The 16,385-nt window shown below is 35.5% G+C and carries 11 protein-coding genes, 1 rRNA gene and 1 riboswitch; of the genes, 6 read left to right on the plus strand and 6 right to left on the minus strand.

Going from position 1 to position 16,385, the window contains the following annotated elements:
- Positions 1 to 14: 14 nt before the first annotated feature.
- Positions 15 to 115, minus strand: a riboswitch (SAM riboswitch).
- Positions 116 to 501: 386 nt separating this feature from the next.
- The 3 genes from ACWATA_RS28085 to ACWATA_RS28095 are packed head-to-tail and all read left to right on the plus strand — an operon-like array spanning position 502 to position 2,639.
- The gene (locus tag ACWATA_RS28085) at positions 502 to 801 is read left to right on the plus strand and encodes a hypothetical protein (protein WP_060746203.1); all 300 of its coding nucleotides are present in this window, start codon (positions 502 to 504) and stop codon (positions 799 to 801) included.
- 12 nt (positions 802 to 813) lie between these two features.
- Positions 814 to 1,947 carry an FtsK/SpoIIIE domain-containing protein gene (locus tag ACWATA_RS28090; protein WP_473050482.1) on the plus strand — a complete coding sequence of 378 codons (1,134 nt, stop codon included), beginning with the start codon at positions 814 to 816 and terminating at the stop codon, positions 1,945 to 1,947.
- Positions 1,944 to 2,639, plus strand: a complete 696-nt coding sequence (locus ACWATA_RS28095; protein ID WP_473050484.1) for a hypothetical protein — start codon at positions 1,944 to 1,946, stop codon at positions 2,637 to 2,639. Before ACWATA_RS28090 ends, ACWATA_RS28095 begins: the two co-directional genes overlap by 4 nt.
- 1,008 nt (positions 2,640 to 3,647) lie before the next feature.
- Here ACWATA_RS28095 and ACWATA_RS28100 read toward each other — a convergent pair.
- Complete coding sequence (locus ACWATA_RS28100; RefSeq protein WP_016766070.1) at positions 3,648 to 3,863, minus strand: helix-turn-helix domain-containing protein; 216 nt, start codon at positions 3,861 to 3,863, stop codon at positions 3,648 to 3,650.
- Between the two features lie 467 nt (positions 3,864 to 4,330).
- Between ACWATA_RS28100 and ACWATA_RS28105 the strand changes: the two genes are divergently transcribed.
- Positions 4,331 to 5,872, plus strand: coding sequence for a hypothetical protein (locus ACWATA_RS28105; protein ID WP_060746206.1), 1,542 nt, complete (start codon positions 4,331 to 4,333; stop codon positions 5,870 to 5,872).
- 118 nt (positions 5,873 to 5,990) lie between these two features.
- On the opposite strand, the gene ACWATA_RS28110 is transcribed toward ACWATA_RS28105, so the two are convergent.
- The 5 genes from ACWATA_RS28110 to ACWATA_RS28130 all read right to left on the minus strand — a co-directional run bounded on the left by ACWATA_RS28110 (position 5,991) and on the right by ACWATA_RS28130 (position 11,413).
- Positions 5,991 to 6,212, minus strand: a complete 222-nt coding sequence (locus ACWATA_RS28110; protein ID WP_016766067.1) for a helix-turn-helix domain-containing protein — start codon at positions 6,210 to 6,212, stop codon at positions 5,991 to 5,993.
- Positions 6,213 to 6,553: 341 nt separating this feature from the next.
- Positions 6,554 to 7,027, minus strand: coding sequence for a MerR family transcriptional regulator (locus tag ACWATA_RS28115; RefSeq protein WP_016766066.1), 474 nt, complete (start codon positions 7,025 to 7,027; stop codon positions 6,554 to 6,556).
- An 803-nt stretch (positions 7,028 to 7,830) separates the two neighbouring features.
- Positions 7,831 to 8,565 carry a MerR family transcriptional regulator gene (locus ACWATA_RS28120; RefSeq protein ID WP_016766065.1) on the minus strand — a complete coding sequence of 245 codons (735 nt, stop codon included), beginning with the start codon at positions 8,563 to 8,565 and terminating at the stop codon, positions 7,831 to 7,833.
- Between the two features lie 701 nt (positions 8,566 to 9,266).
- Entirely contained in the window at positions 9,267 to 10,022 is a 756-nt protein-coding gene (locus ACWATA_RS28125) for a ParB N-terminal domain-containing protein (RefSeq protein WP_473050485.1), read from the minus strand.
- Positions 10,023 to 10,129: 107 nt separating this feature from the next.
- Positions 10,130 to 11,413 (minus strand): replication protein, encoded by a 1,284-nt coding sequence (locus tag ACWATA_RS28130; protein ID WP_473050486.1) that lies wholly within the window; start codon positions 11,411 to 11,413, stop codon positions 10,130 to 10,132.
- 1,652 nt (positions 11,414 to 13,065) lie between these two features.
- On the opposite strand from ACWATA_RS28130, the gene ACWATA_RS28135 reads away from it, so the two are divergent.
- Positions 13,066 to 13,254 (plus strand): hypothetical protein, encoded by a 189-nt coding sequence (locus ACWATA_RS28135; protein WP_060746209.1) that lies wholly within the window; start codon positions 13,066 to 13,068, stop codon positions 13,252 to 13,254.
- Between the two features lie 1,490 nt (positions 13,255 to 14,744).
- Positions 14,745 to 16,296 (plus strand): 16S ribosomal RNA (locus ACWATA_RS28140).
- The last annotated feature ends 89 nt before the right edge of the window (positions 16,297 to 16,385 follow it).

Below are 16,385 nucleotides of genomic sequence, written 5' to 3' on the forward strand. Positions count from 1 at the left end.
CGTTATGGATTCTCTTCTTATCTTCAAGCAAATTGCTACTGGAATTGGCACAGTACTTTAACAGTCTGTTGCCGAGGCTTCCTAGGGCCAGTCCCTCCACCTCTCGAGATAAGAATATTCAATTTATTTAACTAAAAAAAGGTTACACTTGTTTTCTTAGGTTGTCAACAAAAATTCGAAAAATCAGAAATAATACACCTCTTACCTCATTACTTCCTCATTACCTACTGCAGCAAGGGTTCTTTGTTATTTTTCGATTGGACAGGCAAGCTTACCGCAGTAGCTACATAGTATCTAAAGTATTGTAACTCCGTTATCTAATCAGTAGCTAGTTCAGTATCGCTACCCCATTAATACAAGCTTTATAACCCTGTTGAAGCCATTTGTGGAATCTGTAAGGGAGCTGAGCCGAAGAGGCGAAGGGGGCGACCGGATGCCTTGAGCTGAAAAAACAGGTACGTCAAAAGCAAAAAAATTAAAAGAGTGAAAGAAGGTATCAACATGAGAAAAACAAAAGGATTTACCTTTCCAAAAATCTTTTCTCCACCTCACAAACCACCTCTTACGAGACCTCGTCCCCTCAAGGCTTATTCCTTTGTTCCTTTTAGTCCACTAGCCCTGCTTGACCCCACTATTTTGACCATAGGAGGCATTGTCTTAGGAATTGCGATCATCGAACGAATACTAGAGCGATGGGGTGTCATCGATCTTGTTGATCAGTTCGCAAAGGTGATGCGGTTTATCTTACCTGTCACCTTTTATGGGGCCTTATTTTACTTCTTTGCGACATTTATGTTTTGAGGAGGGTTTCAAATGTTTGAGAAACTAAAATTACGTGGAAAGCTTATTAAAGCGTTTCGTACAGCAGAGATTTATCGAGTCATAAAGCGTGGGGATCGTACCTCCTATCAATTTCCGAAGATCCATCGAATCGATCATCAGAACACCTACACTCGGTATGCTTTTTCCTTACTGAATGGGATTGATCCTGAACTTTTAAATAAAAAAAGATGGGCATTACGACAAGTATTAGGCAGCAATATTGAAGTGAATGGCAGCTTAAAGAACTTTAGTATTACCGTTCATCACAAAAGCCTACCTAAGATGCTCAATTATAAGTATGAAGTCATTCATCCTCATATTGAGAAAATGGAGCTCCCAGTATGCATTGGTCAAGATATCTATGGAAACCCTGTTTCATGGGATTTTGCGGATTTGGAAACCTTACTGATTTCTGGCGAAATTGGAGCTGGAAAAAGCAGTCTCATGCGTGTCATCCTCACCACGTGGGTGAAATATTCCTCTCCTGAAGACTTGCGCTTAGTCTTAGTGGACCTTAAACGAGCCGATTTGGGCTTATTTCATGAGATTGACCATGTGGATGCGCTTTGCTTTGAAGCAAAAGACATGCGAAAACCTTTTGCATTATTACGAGCTGAAATGTATCGAAGAGGCGATTTATTGTTAGAGCATGGCGTAACACATATAAGCAGGCTTTCATTTAAGCTTCCTCGGATCGTTGTGGTAATTGACGAAATGTCCATCGTGAAGAAAGAAACAGATCTTGTAGAAATGATCCAACAGTTTGCCAGCCAAGGTCGTGCATTAGGTGTTCATACGATTATTGCCATGCAGCGTCCCGATGCAGATTTATTAAATTCAGCATTAAAGGCCAACTTACGGGTACGGATATCTGGTAGGCAAGCTGATGCAACCAATGCCAAGGTTGCCGGAGTGATTGGAACAGAAGAAATCGATGCTGCGGCTAGAGGCCGTATGAAAATAAAAATTGACGAAGTGAAGGAATTTCAAGCGTATTTCTTAGATGAAGAAGCGTGTAAAGTAATGCTTTCTCCTTATAAAACACGCATAAAAGACCCTGAACCTCAACTGGAGGTCGTACCACAGTCTATCTTTGGATTATTAGAGAAGGAGGAACAGCGATGAGTTTCCGTTTATCTCAACGTGATAAAGACATCATTGGGTTTATCAACCAGTTTCGAGCCGTAGATCGAGACTCGTTGGTTGAGCTGTTCTTTAAACAGCTGAAATCGCCTGTAAATGCGTGTAATAGTGTGATGGTACGTTTATATCGATTAGGGGTAATTGAACGCACTCAGCAGTATTCTCCAACCGTCTATTTGCCTGTGGATGCAAAAATCAAAAAGAACTCTCAAAAAATATTACATTTCCTTTCTATCTTGGATGTCTATAAACAAATGTGTACGTATAGTGTGCCTAAGAATGTCATTGTCGAAGATAAGCCCACCGGACGAAAAGGAGGGATTGAACCGGATCTCTTTTGTATTTTTAAAGGATCTCCTTTTTGGATTGAAATTCAACGAAATCAGTATTCAGAACAGAAAATGCAAGTGAAGATTAACCTTTATGAAGAGTTTTTCTTTTCGGATGAATGGAAGGCATTGCATTGGCAGCCAGAGGACCGATCAGCTATCTTCCCTTCCGTTATTTTGATTACGCCTGTTCGTTACGCGGTGTCTTCAGAACACATCCGAATCATACAAGTAGCAAGTATTCATGAACTTATGGAGAAATATAAAAGTTCTCATAAAAAACAAAGGGAAGAAAGACCAAAAGTAGTATCATCGTCAAATGGAATCAAAATTAACTTAACATAGGAGACTAAGAAACTATGTTTTCTAATAAAAAAGAAAGCTACCCCATCGTTGCAGGACAGGTAGCTTTTGAGGGAATTCATAAACTAATTTATAAAAAGTCTGAATAATTTTACAATAATTTTATAAATAAATCAATATAAGATGATCTTGAAGACATATATATAACGTGCACTTTTTATACATCCTCCTCCCACTTGGGTATCGAGTAAACGCAGTCATATCAGGGATGTATAAAAAGCTGCATATATGTAAACTAGCTACTTGGTGTCTTGAAATAAAAAAGTCCCATTGATATTACTCAATTTATAGAAGGAGCTCCGTATATCATATACAGCCTGAAAACAGAAAAAACAACTGGGCCCGTTCAGTTGTTTTTTCTGCTACATTTATTTGATTAAAGGATGGAAACTTTACAGCTTCTTGAGTAGTTTGTTCATAACATGTGAAATTATTCAATCTAGTAGACATAACAAAAATAGACAGAATATTTCAATTAATTAGTTTACTTTGTAATCGCTTTCATTTATAATAAGGGTAGGTTGGATGGCATGAGTGGCTGTCATAGTATTTAGCGTAGGCGGGGCTGATACGAGAGAACAGGGCATAAAAGAAATGTCCTTTTTTATTTTCATGAAAAAGGTAAAAATAACATTTGATAATTTAAGTCAGGAAATATAACAGAATGATGGTTTTTTTATTCTAATTATGTAAAATGAAGTTGTGTAGAATCTACATAAAAAAGAAAGGATTATCTTTGGGGATAAGGTAGTCCTTTTTTTATTGGTTCGAAAATTACACAAATATTTATATTTTCAAAATATTAAGTGATGACATTGATCATCATAGATAGTAAGATATAAGTGGTCAGCCTAACGGTGGGTTCACGTTTGATAACCCAAATCATGCTTATAGGAAAGAGCATTTCTCATTTGAGAGGAATGCTCTTTTCTCTGTATAAGAAAAAGCAGGCTTAAGCCTGCTTTTGTAGCCTTAGAGGCTATTTTATAGTTAAGAAGTACGTATTAGTTCTTGTGAGGATTCTTGATACAAATTCAGAAACTGTTGAACAGCTTCTGTCATACATGATGTATTCCACTTCTTTAAGATACTTCTTTTTTGATTCTTAATCGTGCACTCTTCTTTATGGAAAATGTCTTGTGTTGCTGAAATAGAATGACCATCAAGAGCAAAGACTTCTTGTTCTGCTTGAGTTATTTGATTCATAAATACTTTCTATTCCAGGGTTTTACATTCTTTTTCTTCATTCTTTAGCCCAGCAACTTCACCAACTAAATCAGACGCTACACTCAAGATATTTTCAATACCCATTAATAGTTTTTCGCTTTTATCCATGATAAGGCCCTTCTACTTTTTGAGGGCAACCTATGTTATAATAAAAGTCCGTTACGTACTAAGTTTTGACATCGGGGTGCTTTCCTAGCCGGGAAAGTGCCCTTTTTCATTTTATTTTGTTTGGACTTGGATTGTTTATAATAATGTTTGATCAAGAATCTTGTATATAACAGGATTTTTTTGTTTGATAGTAAACCCATTTCATTGACTAAGAAATAGCTGAGAAATACACTCGTTGGATTTAATTTATCTAACGAATGCTGTTTCGTTGTTGCTATATTAGGATTCGATGAGTTTTTAACGACTTAAATGTTCATCATGAAGAAGGAGAGAATTGAATGGTTACAACAAAAAACCAAAAAAAGATTGCAGTAAAAGATCTAGAAACTGATACAACAACTGTTGAACAGCTAGCGTATTATCGAATATTAGCCCCACTAAAAGTTAGATCACTCTTATCTCATCTTAATTCAAGTGAAAAGAAATCTATTTCCTTTGATTTTAAAAAAATGAAAAATGGGGATTTAGATCCTTTACGTCACAAATTTATAGAAGAGGTAGACAAACAGCAAACAGGCTTTACTGAAACATCTGAAAACAAAGAATCTACGGCTTACAAAGTAGATTTTGTTAACATGCAAAAGGAAGCTTTTAATTTATTTGAAGAGATAATTCACGTATATGGTATCCTAGACGACGGTATTAGGTTACCAGTGAAGGAAGCTAAATCAGATGAGTTAAACGAAGTGGTTTACATGAACAGTGAATCCACCCTTGTTACTTACCAAATCATTGAAACAGAGAAAGGATTCAAGGTCGTTATAGAAGATACTTTAACGTTGAATTTTGATAGGAGAAAGAAATATGGTCTATTCCATCTACAAAAAGTAAAAAGCCTCGGTTCCTATATGAAATGTTTGCGATTAATAAACTATTACATACAGCGCAATAAGTTTCCTTTTCAATCTTTACAGTTATCTGGTGGAACATTAAATTTAAAGGGACATCTCGAAGAAATTGAGGAAGAGATTGAATCTTACAAAGAACTGATAGATATCTGTACTCAAATTGGAATAAGTGAAGATTATATATTCGATGATAAAGAAGATTTACCTTCCCTATTCAATGCTATAATCAATATCTTTAAAAATAAACAATATAGCTTGCTTAATATTCGTCAAGAAAAACTGAAAAAAACGGAGATAATCAATATTGGACTTTCTAACTATGTAAAACTATCATTAGTGTATACAGATGGATGTTTCCTTAACCTTTATAGTGAAGAAGCGTTAAAAATAATGGATAGACCTTCGTCTATAACAGATGTAGCTAGTAACCAAAGCCAGGATAATATTGAGCCTGTTATATTACCTGATAATCAGGGGAGTTATGACCACAAAGTAAGTATGTTTGCTTCTCAGAAAATTGAAGGAATGGTGAAAGATACAAACTTTGATTTTGACATAGTAAAATTATCTTTTGCCGATGAACATCATGATATACAAGCTGACTTAACAATTACTAGTTCTTTAGAGTATATAGACTTTTATGATAAAACCCTCGATGAAAATTATTTAGAGCTTGCTCTTGATCTAAATCAACGATACTTAGCTAAGTATCCAAAAGATGAAATTGCAAAAGTTAATGTTTATCTTATTAAACTCAAGCAAGGCCATAAATTATCAGAAGATGAACAAAATGATCTTTATAACATACAAGTAAGAGCAGAAATGAATAACGAGCAAACAATATGTTTTGCATGTGAGGTTTTGTTGAAAAATAAGACAAAAGCGAAGAGAATATTTGCTACTCTTCCTGGTGAAGAAAAAGAAGAAATCATGGAATTTCCAATTTACCGTTTTTATCAAAACTTGGAGTAGTATGCTCATTTTCCTCTGTATATAGATTGCTAATAAACTTTTATAAAAGCTCCCTTTTATATTATAAAGTTCTTTGTCCTTAATACAATAAATAAGCCCTATTTACCCACAATAGGGCTTATAAATTAAAAAAGTCTTCTACTTTTAGTTTTGGGTCAATTTTTTTTAAGACATTCATAATTTTCTTAATCGTGGTACCTGATGGGATATAATTTGAATCATTATAAATCTTGCTAACTGTTTTTCTATCCATCTTAGTTACTTTAACTATTTCCGTTTGATTATAGCCTTTGTTCATTAAGTATTTTCCTAATTTACTCTTTTTGGTTATCTTAGGCATGAGAGCACACTCCTTTTTATAAAGGATTGACACTTTCAAAAAAAATATTCATTTTAGGGAAAAAATTCCGCAATAAAATTTATTTACAGCATATAATAAACTATAAAATAAACAATATATAAATATTGCTTATGCAGAGTTGGAATAATGTCGATATTTTTGTCATAATCATATAGCATGAATACAGTTAAGACCGCCTTATAGACTGATACATATTGGGCGGTCTTTGTTGTCGATATTCTTTGAAATTGAACTTCAAACAAAAAACCTTTTCCCTCTAGGTGGAGGGAAAAGGTTTTTTGTTTGAATATTAGATAACAAGATACCACCATTCTAGCAAATCATTTTTCAAAAAAGGTTTTTAACCACTTATAAAAACTCTTCTTTTGTTGTTGTGCTTTTTTTAACGCTCGAATTTCACGAGCCATTGAGATTAATTGACGTTCGCGTTCCTCAAACTTGGCATCGATATAGCTTTGTATCTCTTTCATTTGTATCTCACGTGTTTCTAAGCTAAGGGCTTGCTTTTCAGTTGAAATATTTGGTGGAGTGTCTGGTACTAGGTTGAATTTTTTTGCAACGGTTATAACGGCTTTTTCTAAGGTCATTTCGGGATGGGCATAAATTCTTTTTAGTTCGTGAAAGATGGTAACGTCGTCATTTGTATAATCTAATCTGCCGTGTTTTTTAGTAAATTGCACACCAATTTTGGCAAAATGAAAGTTGTATTTTCGTATAGTTGCTATGGGCAAACCAAGTATATCAGCTAATTCTTCGGTGGTATATGCTGCTTCTGCGGTTATGACTCTCAACATATGATCACCTCCTCTTATCAAGAGAACTATTCTAGGTATATACGTTAAAACCTTCAATTAATAAGAGAACGAGATATTATATCTTGTAATGCTATTGTTACTATAGTAATCGGTATTCTCAATTGAGGGTATATTATCATGTTTAGCTATTTACTAACGTCATAGATTAAATATTTGGCCTCTCCCCTCATCGTGATGGTTTTTCCTGATTCAGCGATGCATTTAGCTATATAAACATAAACTATCTAAAGAGATTAATCTAATAAATCATTAAATAGTGCTATCTTAATTTTAAAGTGTAATATCTACTGGATTTGAGTCAATAATTTAGATATAACAAAGTCGTCATGGTGCCAGATGAGCTAATTGTAGTATTGATAAATGTTAGAGTTTTATTTTTAGAGGATTAAGTCTTTTGTTAAATAAAAATCTATTTTTGAATTCCTGCTTTATTTAGGGAATTACAAATCTGTAAAACCGGAAATAAAACAATAATGATTCATTTCCGGTTTTATTAAACTTAAAACATTTTAAAGTTGTGTTTGTAAAAGAATAAATGAATTATCTTTTAAATTATTGATTTTTTGCACGTTGATGTTTTCAATAATTTCACAGCATGTTTGTTATAATTAAGCAATAAAATTCAGTTGAACATAAAATTAATCTTAAAATGATAATTAAAGCAAACATAAGTAAATTCCGATTTAGATATTTTTATAAAATTGATAAATAATTAAATAAAGATAATTATTGTTTTTTATTATTTATTAGTTAACAAAATAAAAAACTAGGAATGATTTTTCCTAGTTTGAGAATAGCTTTTGCCATAATGTCTTCTTTTGATTTTGTTCTTTAATCAACTCTTTTTGAGTATGAGTAAATGCATTTAAAAGATCTTCATCTCTTTGTTTTAATAACTCTTTTAGATTAGTATTTATCAGTTCTTCAAAATTCTGTTTGCTTTGATTTAACTCCTGTTCAGCTGAATTATCTTTTAGCGTTTCTTGAGTTTTTCTAATGTTTTCAAGAAGAATTTTATCACGTTTTTTTAGGCTGTTTTCTATGTATGCTTCTAAGTCTTTATTTTCTGTTTTTACTTCAATCATTTGCTGCTTTGTTGCTGCAATTTCTTTATTTGCAATAGCTAACTCTTTTTGAGTAGAAATAAGTTCCTTTGTTAGAAGCTCCAATTTTTCTGAAAGAATCCTGTTAAATTCTATTTGTTGGTTCTGGCCTTCAATTAGGTGATCTATCTTCTTTTCTAAAATAGACCGTTCTACGTGGTCATTAATAGTCATTTCTTCACCATTACGCCATTGTTTCACTTGATCCCACGACCAACCTTGCTCATGAATTTTCTTCTTTATACTGTTAAGTGTCTCTAGATTCTCTTTTGTAAACCTTCTATGACCTTTTCCATAATCAGTGCCTGTCCACTCTGTAATAATATTGAATTCTTCACACCATTTACGAAGCAAATCTCCAGAAATACCCAGTATATTTACCACTTCTTTTGGTAAGTACAATTTTTCAGACATAACTACACCTCCATATGTCAATTAATAATTAATATAATACAAGAATCATGCAATTGATTTTGAAGTGAAACGTACCATAGGGTTATTAACGTAGATTCTAATAACATTATTCTTATCTCATTATTGATTCTATATTAACTGCTAACTTCTTCTATGTAAATCTTAAAGCAATAATAATGTAATAACTAATTCCTGAACAAGATTATTGTTTTATCTTTTAATCAATAACTATCATTATTGATTAAAACAAAACGGAAAAAACTTATTATTGATTTAATTATCGTTTAAATGTATTTAAGTTAATCTTAAGTTCAACAAAAAATGCATTTTAACTGAAAAATAAGTTCTTTTTTTATTCGCAAACCCGAATCCTTCCTCAAATTCATCTTAAGTTCAACTCATATTTGGATATTAGAACACGCAAATAGAGTAATAGCTCTAAAATAGCTTCATTCGACTAATGATATATCAAAGATAAAATGATTAAGTTTAGCAGAGCCAAAAGGAAAGTTAAAGCATTCTTTTTAATTTAAGGACTTATAATAATACAATCAAAAATGAAAATGAAATCATATAGTAGGTGAGCTATATGTAGAAAGTGGCTTTCAAGATAAATAGACAGCAAACAACTATGAAAGGGGACACCTTATAGTTGTTTGCTGTCTATTACGAATAACTAGCAATTCTTAGCTAAAAATGCTTTATTTTTGATATTCATAGATAACAGGAACGTGATCCATTTTCATGGTTTTTGCCACAATATAACGACGATAGCCATCCTTTAAAACCTTAGTTCCTTTCTCAATCGTTAACGGCTTGTCAAGATGTCCTGTACGCTTCACAAATTCAATGACTTCTTCTGTTTTCACAGGGTTTGGACGTGTCTTTAAGAAGGCTTCAGGAACGATAATGTCATCAAAACTCACGACATCCTTTGTCCCTTTTGGCTGAACAGGTTGCGGCTTCTTTAGTTGTGCAGCCTTTTTCTCTTGAACAGGTGTTTCGTTCACTTCTGGCTGTACAGTTTTCGCTTCTTTTGCTACAGACTCTTGTTTTTCTTCCTGCTTAGTAGCTGCAACCTCTTGTTGAGCCTTAGAAACCTCTTGTTGGGCTTCTTTCTTATCTTTTGACTCATTGGCTTCTTTATCGTTTTTATTCGGGAGAACGGTAATCTGGAAGCAGATGATACCAATTTCCCCAGGGCACTCGTCAATGGGAATATCTAACGTTGGTTCCCCTTGAATCAAGATTTTTTCATGCATAATACTCTTTTTTGTTAGTCCGGTTTTATTAAAGGCTTTCTTCGCAACAAATACGGTATACGAAATAAACGTACTCTTCTTCAGTCCTTTAGGAGCAGCAGGTGAACCTTTTTCACGCATATCAAAGGCAACGTAGCGATCGTATTCTCGTAATGGTCCTGTCGCAGATCCTGTTATTGTCATTTTATGTGGCATGGTGATCTCCTCCTACGTAGTTTTATATATTGATTATTTAGAAGTATGTTCTAAATAATAATACTCTTATTAAACATCAGCTTCCAAGGGATTTCTTCACTTTTGAATTAGGAAACTGAGCCTTTTAACTGGTCCTGTTGGTGCAATAAAGCTTGTTCCTGTGGTGTTAAGGCTTGTCCTAGATCCTGTTTTAGCTGCGCCATTTCGAACGAACTGTACGTAGAACTGTGCTCTTTGAGTACGTTTTCTTCTTCTGGCGTTAGTTCTTGCCCTAAATCGTGCTTTAACTGAATCATTTCAAGCTGTTGATCCAGAGAGATAGCTGTTTCTTTTGTAGACTCTTTTTGCTCCTGTTCAGCTTGTAACCAAGCAGGAACCAATTCCTTGCGGATGATATGTTTAGGCGTAAATAAAGCTGTCTTAGCTTCAGTATGTATGTCTGACTTAGATGTTTGTTGTTCTGTATTTCCTTTTAGTAGATTTGTAAATTGATTGAATGCAATTTGATAAACAAGACGGCACATTTCATCCAGTGATAGGGTAGTACCTTTGTGATTTGCTTCATGGACATATTTATCTAAACCAACAATGGCTGTATAAGCAACTTCATGTACTTGTTCTTTGACAATTTCAATCTCTGTATCTCGTTTTACTGCTTTTGCTGCATTTTGAATACGAGCATAAAAGTCTTTTAGTTGATGACCATATTTCCCTGCATACACATTATTTACTTTCTTAGGAACACCTACGATATAAGCAAATGACTGTGAAGCAGATATTAAATGATTATTTAAATGCTTTTTAGGTAAATCAAGGTTAATAAAGGGGGACGACGTTTTTTCGTCCTCAAAGCTTGGTGTATCAACGTTTTCGGCACTTTCTGGACTTGTCACAGGAGTTGTCACAGGACTTATCATTTCTTCTTGTTGAAGCGTTTGAATACCTGTTGTATCGTGTGCAAAAAAGATTTCCTCACAAATTTGATCAAAATTCGTATGGCTTTTAAGGATAAACACATAGCTATCAGGATGAGCACCTGTCGTATCTTCTTTGATATAACGGGCCACGATCATAAACGGTGTTTCCTTTAACGATTTTACAAAGCGAGAAACGGTACTTTGAGATACATCAAATTTTTCCATAAGTGTTTTGGAGTGAATCGCTTGAATGCCTGTGGCAACAAGGTTATAAATCACGTAATCTAACATTTCCATCCGTTTTTTAGGGAATACTTTATGTAGGGCTTCTTGTTGTTGTTTAAAATAAGTACGAAGGGTTTCTAAAAAAACTTCTTTCTTTTTACGAAGGGTCGGCTTTTCTTTCCATAACCATTTGAATCGTCCGTTAAAGCTATTTACATCTGGTAAATAGCAAGTTAATATCTTGTTCATTTGTTCATCTTCTCCTTTAAGGAACACAAAAAAGACATTATCTCCCTTGTAAAAGGAAAACAATGCCTCAATTAAGATAAACTAAGCCCTTGAAATAGATGTCAATTTCGTATAAAATAAAACCATAAGTTTTATTTTGTACAAAACTAACTCTATTAACAAGAGACTTCGACAAGTGTTTTCCCTACCGTTTCTAGGGGGAACGGTTTAAGAGTGTTGTCGCACTACTTAAACAGTTGAAGTCTTTTTTCTATCCGCACGTTTTTGTTAGTTTTATTATAGCGTTAACTAGTCTCATAATTCAATAAAAATTAGCAAAATATATCAAAACAAGTATTTTTAGCTACGATCCGTTTGTTATTTCTTTAGGAGTCGACTTTATCATAGCTGAATTTGTGGAATTTGGGGAGGGGTATTTTTTTACCCCTCCCCAAGTATTTAAAAGTATGTTATAATGCTACATTTTTAATAACATTAAAGATTGGGTAATCAGTATACTTTCAATGATAACGGTAATTATCTATTCTGGATAGGGTGATTTTTTGTAGTCCTTTTTCGTGCATAGGGTGAGAAAAGATCACCCTATGCAAAGAGTTAAAAATATGATAAAAGCAGTTTCCACCTTATGTAGGAGCTGCTTTTTTGCTAAATCCTAGGAGTAGAAATTTTCCTGTACCTCTGGCTATTTGTACATGCTTGTGGGTATTGGTAACGTCAAGTTGTAACTTTTTAAGTTCCTTGTTTAAATTGTTTTTCAACTCAATACAAACAGTTTCTGTAATGGTTGTTAAATCCTATTATTTCTCTTGCTCGTATTTGAATCTGTTATAGACGTCAGCTAAAGCATCGCTAGGATATCTGATTTTGTTTTTAAACATGTAATCTTGAATGTATTAACACGTGATTTTATCGAGTGAAATCACCTGGATTTTTTATTCATTATCTCCATAATTTCTCATCAATTCTTTTAACCTATCATTTAAGTTTTTCATCGGAATTGCAAAACGGTTCATCATCTCACTTTTGGCTTCAGTAAATTCTTAAGAGGTCCTTCTCGGGCAGAGTGTTGATTAAAAATAGCTAATGGGTAAAACTGATTCTTTCAAAATTGCTGTCAGGATTAGTCATGTTCCTTTACTAACCCAATAATTTTTTTAACGGCAATAAGATCAACATTTCTTATTTGAAGTTCTATATATACTGTTTGAAATTCTTAAAAAACAGGTGCTTTTTAAAAAAGGGGAAGAAGAGCATAAGGAGTTTTTGTCCCCACAGGCTGTGTGGAGTTAGGCAGAGCCTAACAAAATCTTGGGTACAAGGAAATGTTTGCAAGAACCCCCTCAGCGCACCCTCAAATTATGGGACAGTCCCCTCACCGCACCTTCAGTGATCACAACATTTGTGTCAGAAACCCCTTCACCGACCCCTCATAGTTGATAAATGTCCCCCCAAGGGTCACTTCGTTTTGAAGTATTTTTTTGAAAAAAATAAGACAGAAGCAAACGATCTTTTTTATTTTTTTCGCACGTTCATGGTCAAAACGGCCATTTCTTTTTGCTTGCAATACAGGTGATTTACGCGTGCTTTTTTATCATTTATGAATCAATTTTCATTCTATAAACGATGATTGTTTTAAAAGAATGCAAGTTCAGATGTCATCAATATTTATCTTTTTGATTTTTACATCGGGTTCATATGAGTTAGAAGAAGATTTCGTGAAAAAGAAAATAAAAAACTACAGAAAAGCTAATACAGAATCAAAAATCGCAATAAAAAAAGTTGCGATTCAATCCAGTGATGAAAGCATTCAGCTCTATGAAGATGAACAAAAAAGTTTATAAGAGAAACTCCAAAATTTGAATGAGATGAAACAGGATTTAGCCATAAAATGAAAAAATAGGTGTCGCCACTGACTCGCCAATGTGTCGCCAGAGAGTCGCCGGATACCGTTTTTGAGTCGCCAGAGAGTCGCCACTTTGAGGGTTTCCGTGATATCAGGGTTTTGCTAGGCTTTGCCTAGCCTATCACACCCTGTGATAGCAAAAACCCCTTATGCTCTTCTCTCTTTTATATTGGGGAACCACAATTTATAGGAAAGGAACGAATGTCATGGAAGTGTTTTTGCCGAATGTTAATCTGATTGCTGTTGGAAAAATAGCGAAAGAAAAGAACATTACTTCCCGAAAATTTATAAAAGTCAGCTTAGAAATGAGGGGGTACTGAGAGAGATAAAGGATTATGACAAAGGGAGAAAAGAGAAATTGTAAAATAGATTTAAGAGATTTTTTGCACGGAATAGTGGAGCACAATTTTAAAAGAAAGGAGTACAGTTCAAGAAATGGAACGCTAAAAAAAGCAAAAGTTTGAAGGGTAAGTGAAGGATGTATATTTTTCATACTTGAAAGGTAGAAGGAGGAAGTAAGCAATCGAAAGATGTTTCTATGATGTCTCTTTTGAATAATTGGTTGAGATATCTCATATAACACAAACGGGATGTAAACGATTATACATCCCGTCATGTGAAGAAGGAAAAAATCAGCTTTTAATGTAGCATATGATCTTTAAGGAACAACTCATTTACGTAATTCCATTGCCTAATGAAACAGTAACTTGAAAAAGTATATTCTCTTTAACAAACACCTCATTTAAGCATTGAGCTAAAAAAATATACAATGTGAACGAAATCGTTCTTGGTCTGGAACAAACACCTCATTTATATAATTAGTTATAAATGAACATTATTGTCTACCCATTATATATATTCTTACTACGTTCATGACTACCATCCCCTTATGAATCCAACATACATCGATTTACAATAAGGTTTTCTGAAATATGCCTGCTGTAGACACCTCATCCCAAATGTAAGAAGCTTTGTAATGATTAGTTTAATCAATAACTTGTTTTCCCTCTTCCTTATATAGAATGTCTCAATAGCCTATTTATAATTCAGTAAAGCTAATAGAGATTTTTTGGGATACATGCACTCTTTATTTACAAGGTAATTTAACTAATGAAGTCTTATATATATAGAAATTAGTCTTATTGATTAGTGACTAATAAAATGTATGCTAAAAGTATAATGAAATAAATAAAAAAAATCGAGAAAATGTATTGACCTTTTAGTGAATATATTTTATTATTATAAAGCGTCGTTGAGACACACCAGTAACAACGAAGTGAAAAAAGTTTTTAAAAAGTTATTGACATTGAGTTGATAACTTGGTATAATACAAAAGTTTCTCAAAGGCAACGCTTGAACTTTGAAAACTGAACAAAGCGACAAACGTCAACGTTAATTTTTATTTTTTTAATGAGCAAGTCAAACATTTCTTCGGAGAGTTTGATCCTGGCTCAGGATGAACGCTGGCGGCGTGCCTAATACATGCAAGTCGAGCGAACTGATTAGAAGCTTGCTTCTATGACGTTAGCGGCGGACGGGTGAGTAACACGTGGGCAACCTGCCTGTAAGACTGGGATAACTTCGGGAAACCGAAGCTAATACCGGATAGGATCTTCTCCTTCATGGGAGATGATTGAAAGATGGTTTCGGCTATCACTTACAGATGGGCCCGCGGTGCATTAGCTAGTTGGTGAGGTAACGGCTCACCAAGGCAACGATGCATAGCCGACCTGAGAGGGTGATCGGCCACACTGGGACTGAGACACGGCCCAGACTCCTACGGGAGGCAGCAGTAGGGAATCTTCCGCAATGGACGAAAGTCTGACGGAGCAACGCCGCGTGAGTGATGAAGGCTTTCGGGTCGTAAAACTCTGTTGTTAGGGAAGAACAAGTACGAGAGTAACTGCTCGTACCTTGACGGTACCTAACCAGAAAGCCACGGCTAACTACGTGCCAGCAGCCGCGGTAATACGTAGGTGGCAAGCGTTATCCGGAATTATTGGGCGTAAAGCGCGCGCAGGCGGTTTCTTAAGTCTGATGTGAAAGCCCACGGCTCAACCGTGGAGGGTCATTGGAAACTGGGGAACTTGAGTGCAGAAGAGAAAAGCGGAATTCCACGTGTAGCGGTGAAATGCGTAGAGATGTGGAGGAACACCAGTGGCGAAGGCGGCTTTTTGGTCTGTAACTGACGCTGAGGCGCGAAAGCGTGGGGAGCAAACAGGATTAGATACCCTGGTAGTCCACGCCGTAAACGATGAGTGCTAAGTGTTAGAGGGTTTCCGCCCTTTAGTGCTGCAGCTAACGCATTAAGCACTCCGCCTGGGGAGTACGGTCGCAAGACTGAAACTCAAAGGAATTGACGGGGGCCCGCACAAGCGGTGGAGCATGTGGTTTAATTCGAAGCAACGCGAAGAACCTTACCAGGTCTTGACATCCTCTGACAACTCTAGAGATAGAGCGTTCCCCTTCGGGGGACAGAGTGACAGGTGGTGCATGGTTGTCGTCAGCTCGTGTCGTGAGATGTTGGGTTAAGTCCCGCAACGAGCGCAACCCTTGATCTTAGTTGCCAGCATTTAGTTGGGCACTCTAAGGTGACTGCCGGTGACAAACCGGAGGAAGGTGGGGATGACGTCAAATCATCATGCCCCTTATGACCTGGGCTACACACGTGCTACAATGGATGGTACAAAGGGCTGCAAGACCGCGAGGTCAAGCCAATCCCATAAAACCATTCTCAGTTCGGATTGTAGGCTGCAACTCGCCTACATGAAGCTGGAATCGCTAGTAATCGCGGATCAGCATGCCGCGGTGAATACGTTCCCGGGCCTTGTACACACCGCCCGTCACACCACGAGAGTTTGTAACACCCGAAGTCGGTGGAGTAACCGTAAGGAGCTAGCCGCCTAAGGTGGGACAGATGATTGGGGTGAAGTCGTAACAAGGTAGCCGTATCGGAAGGTGCGGCTGGATCACCTCCTTTCTAAGGATTTTTACATGACGTACGTTTCGACACTTTGTTCAGTTTTGAGAGTTCAATCTCTCAATTATAGAAAGCATACTACTTTCTTC

Source organism: Priestia sp. USM5, from assembly GCF_058323215.1.

Excerpts from the sequence above, each read along its gene's own strand:
- ACWATA_RS28085 (WP_060746203.1), top strand. The coding sequence starts at position 502 with ATGAGAAAAACAAAAGGATTTACCTTTCCAAAAATCTTTTCTCCACCT.
- ACWATA_RS28100 (WP_016766070.1), bottom strand. The coding sequence starts at position 3,863 with ATGAATCAAATAACTCAAGCAGAACAAGAAGTCTTTGCTCTTGATGGT.
- ACWATA_RS28110 (WP_016766067.1), bottom strand. The coding sequence starts at position 6,212 with ATGCCTAAGATAACCAAAAAGAGTAAATTAGGAAAATACTTAATGAAC.
- ACWATA_RS28135 (WP_060746209.1), top strand. The coding sequence starts at position 13,066 with ATGTCATCAATATTTATCTTTTTGATTTTTACATCGGGTTCATATGAG.
- ACWATA_RS28095 (WP_473050484.1), top strand. The coding sequence starts at position 1,944 with ATGAGTTTCCGTTTATCTCAACGTGATAAAGACATCATTGGGTTTATC.
- ACWATA_RS28120 (WP_016766065.1), bottom strand. The coding sequence starts at position 8,565 with ATGTCTGAAAAATTGTACTTACCAAAAGAAGTGGTAAATATACTGGGT.
- ACWATA_RS28130 (WP_473050486.1), bottom strand. The coding sequence starts at position 11,413 with ATGAACAAGATATTAACTTGCTATTTACCAGATGTAAATAGCTTTAAC.
- ACWATA_RS28090 (WP_473050482.1), top strand. The coding sequence starts at position 814 with ATGTTTGAGAAACTAAAATTACGTGGAAAGCTTATTAAAGCGTTTCGT.
- ACWATA_RS28115 (WP_016766066.1), bottom strand. The coding sequence starts at position 7,027 with ATGTTGAGAGTCATAACCGCAGAAGCAGCATATACCACCGAAGAATTA.
- ACWATA_RS28105 (WP_060746206.1), top strand. The coding sequence starts at position 4,331 with ATGGTTACAACAAAAAACCAAAAAAAGATTGCAGTAAAAGATCTAGAA.
- ACWATA_RS28125 (WP_473050485.1), bottom strand. The coding sequence starts at position 10,022 with ATGCCACATAAAATGACAATAACAGGATCTGCGACAGGACCATTACGA.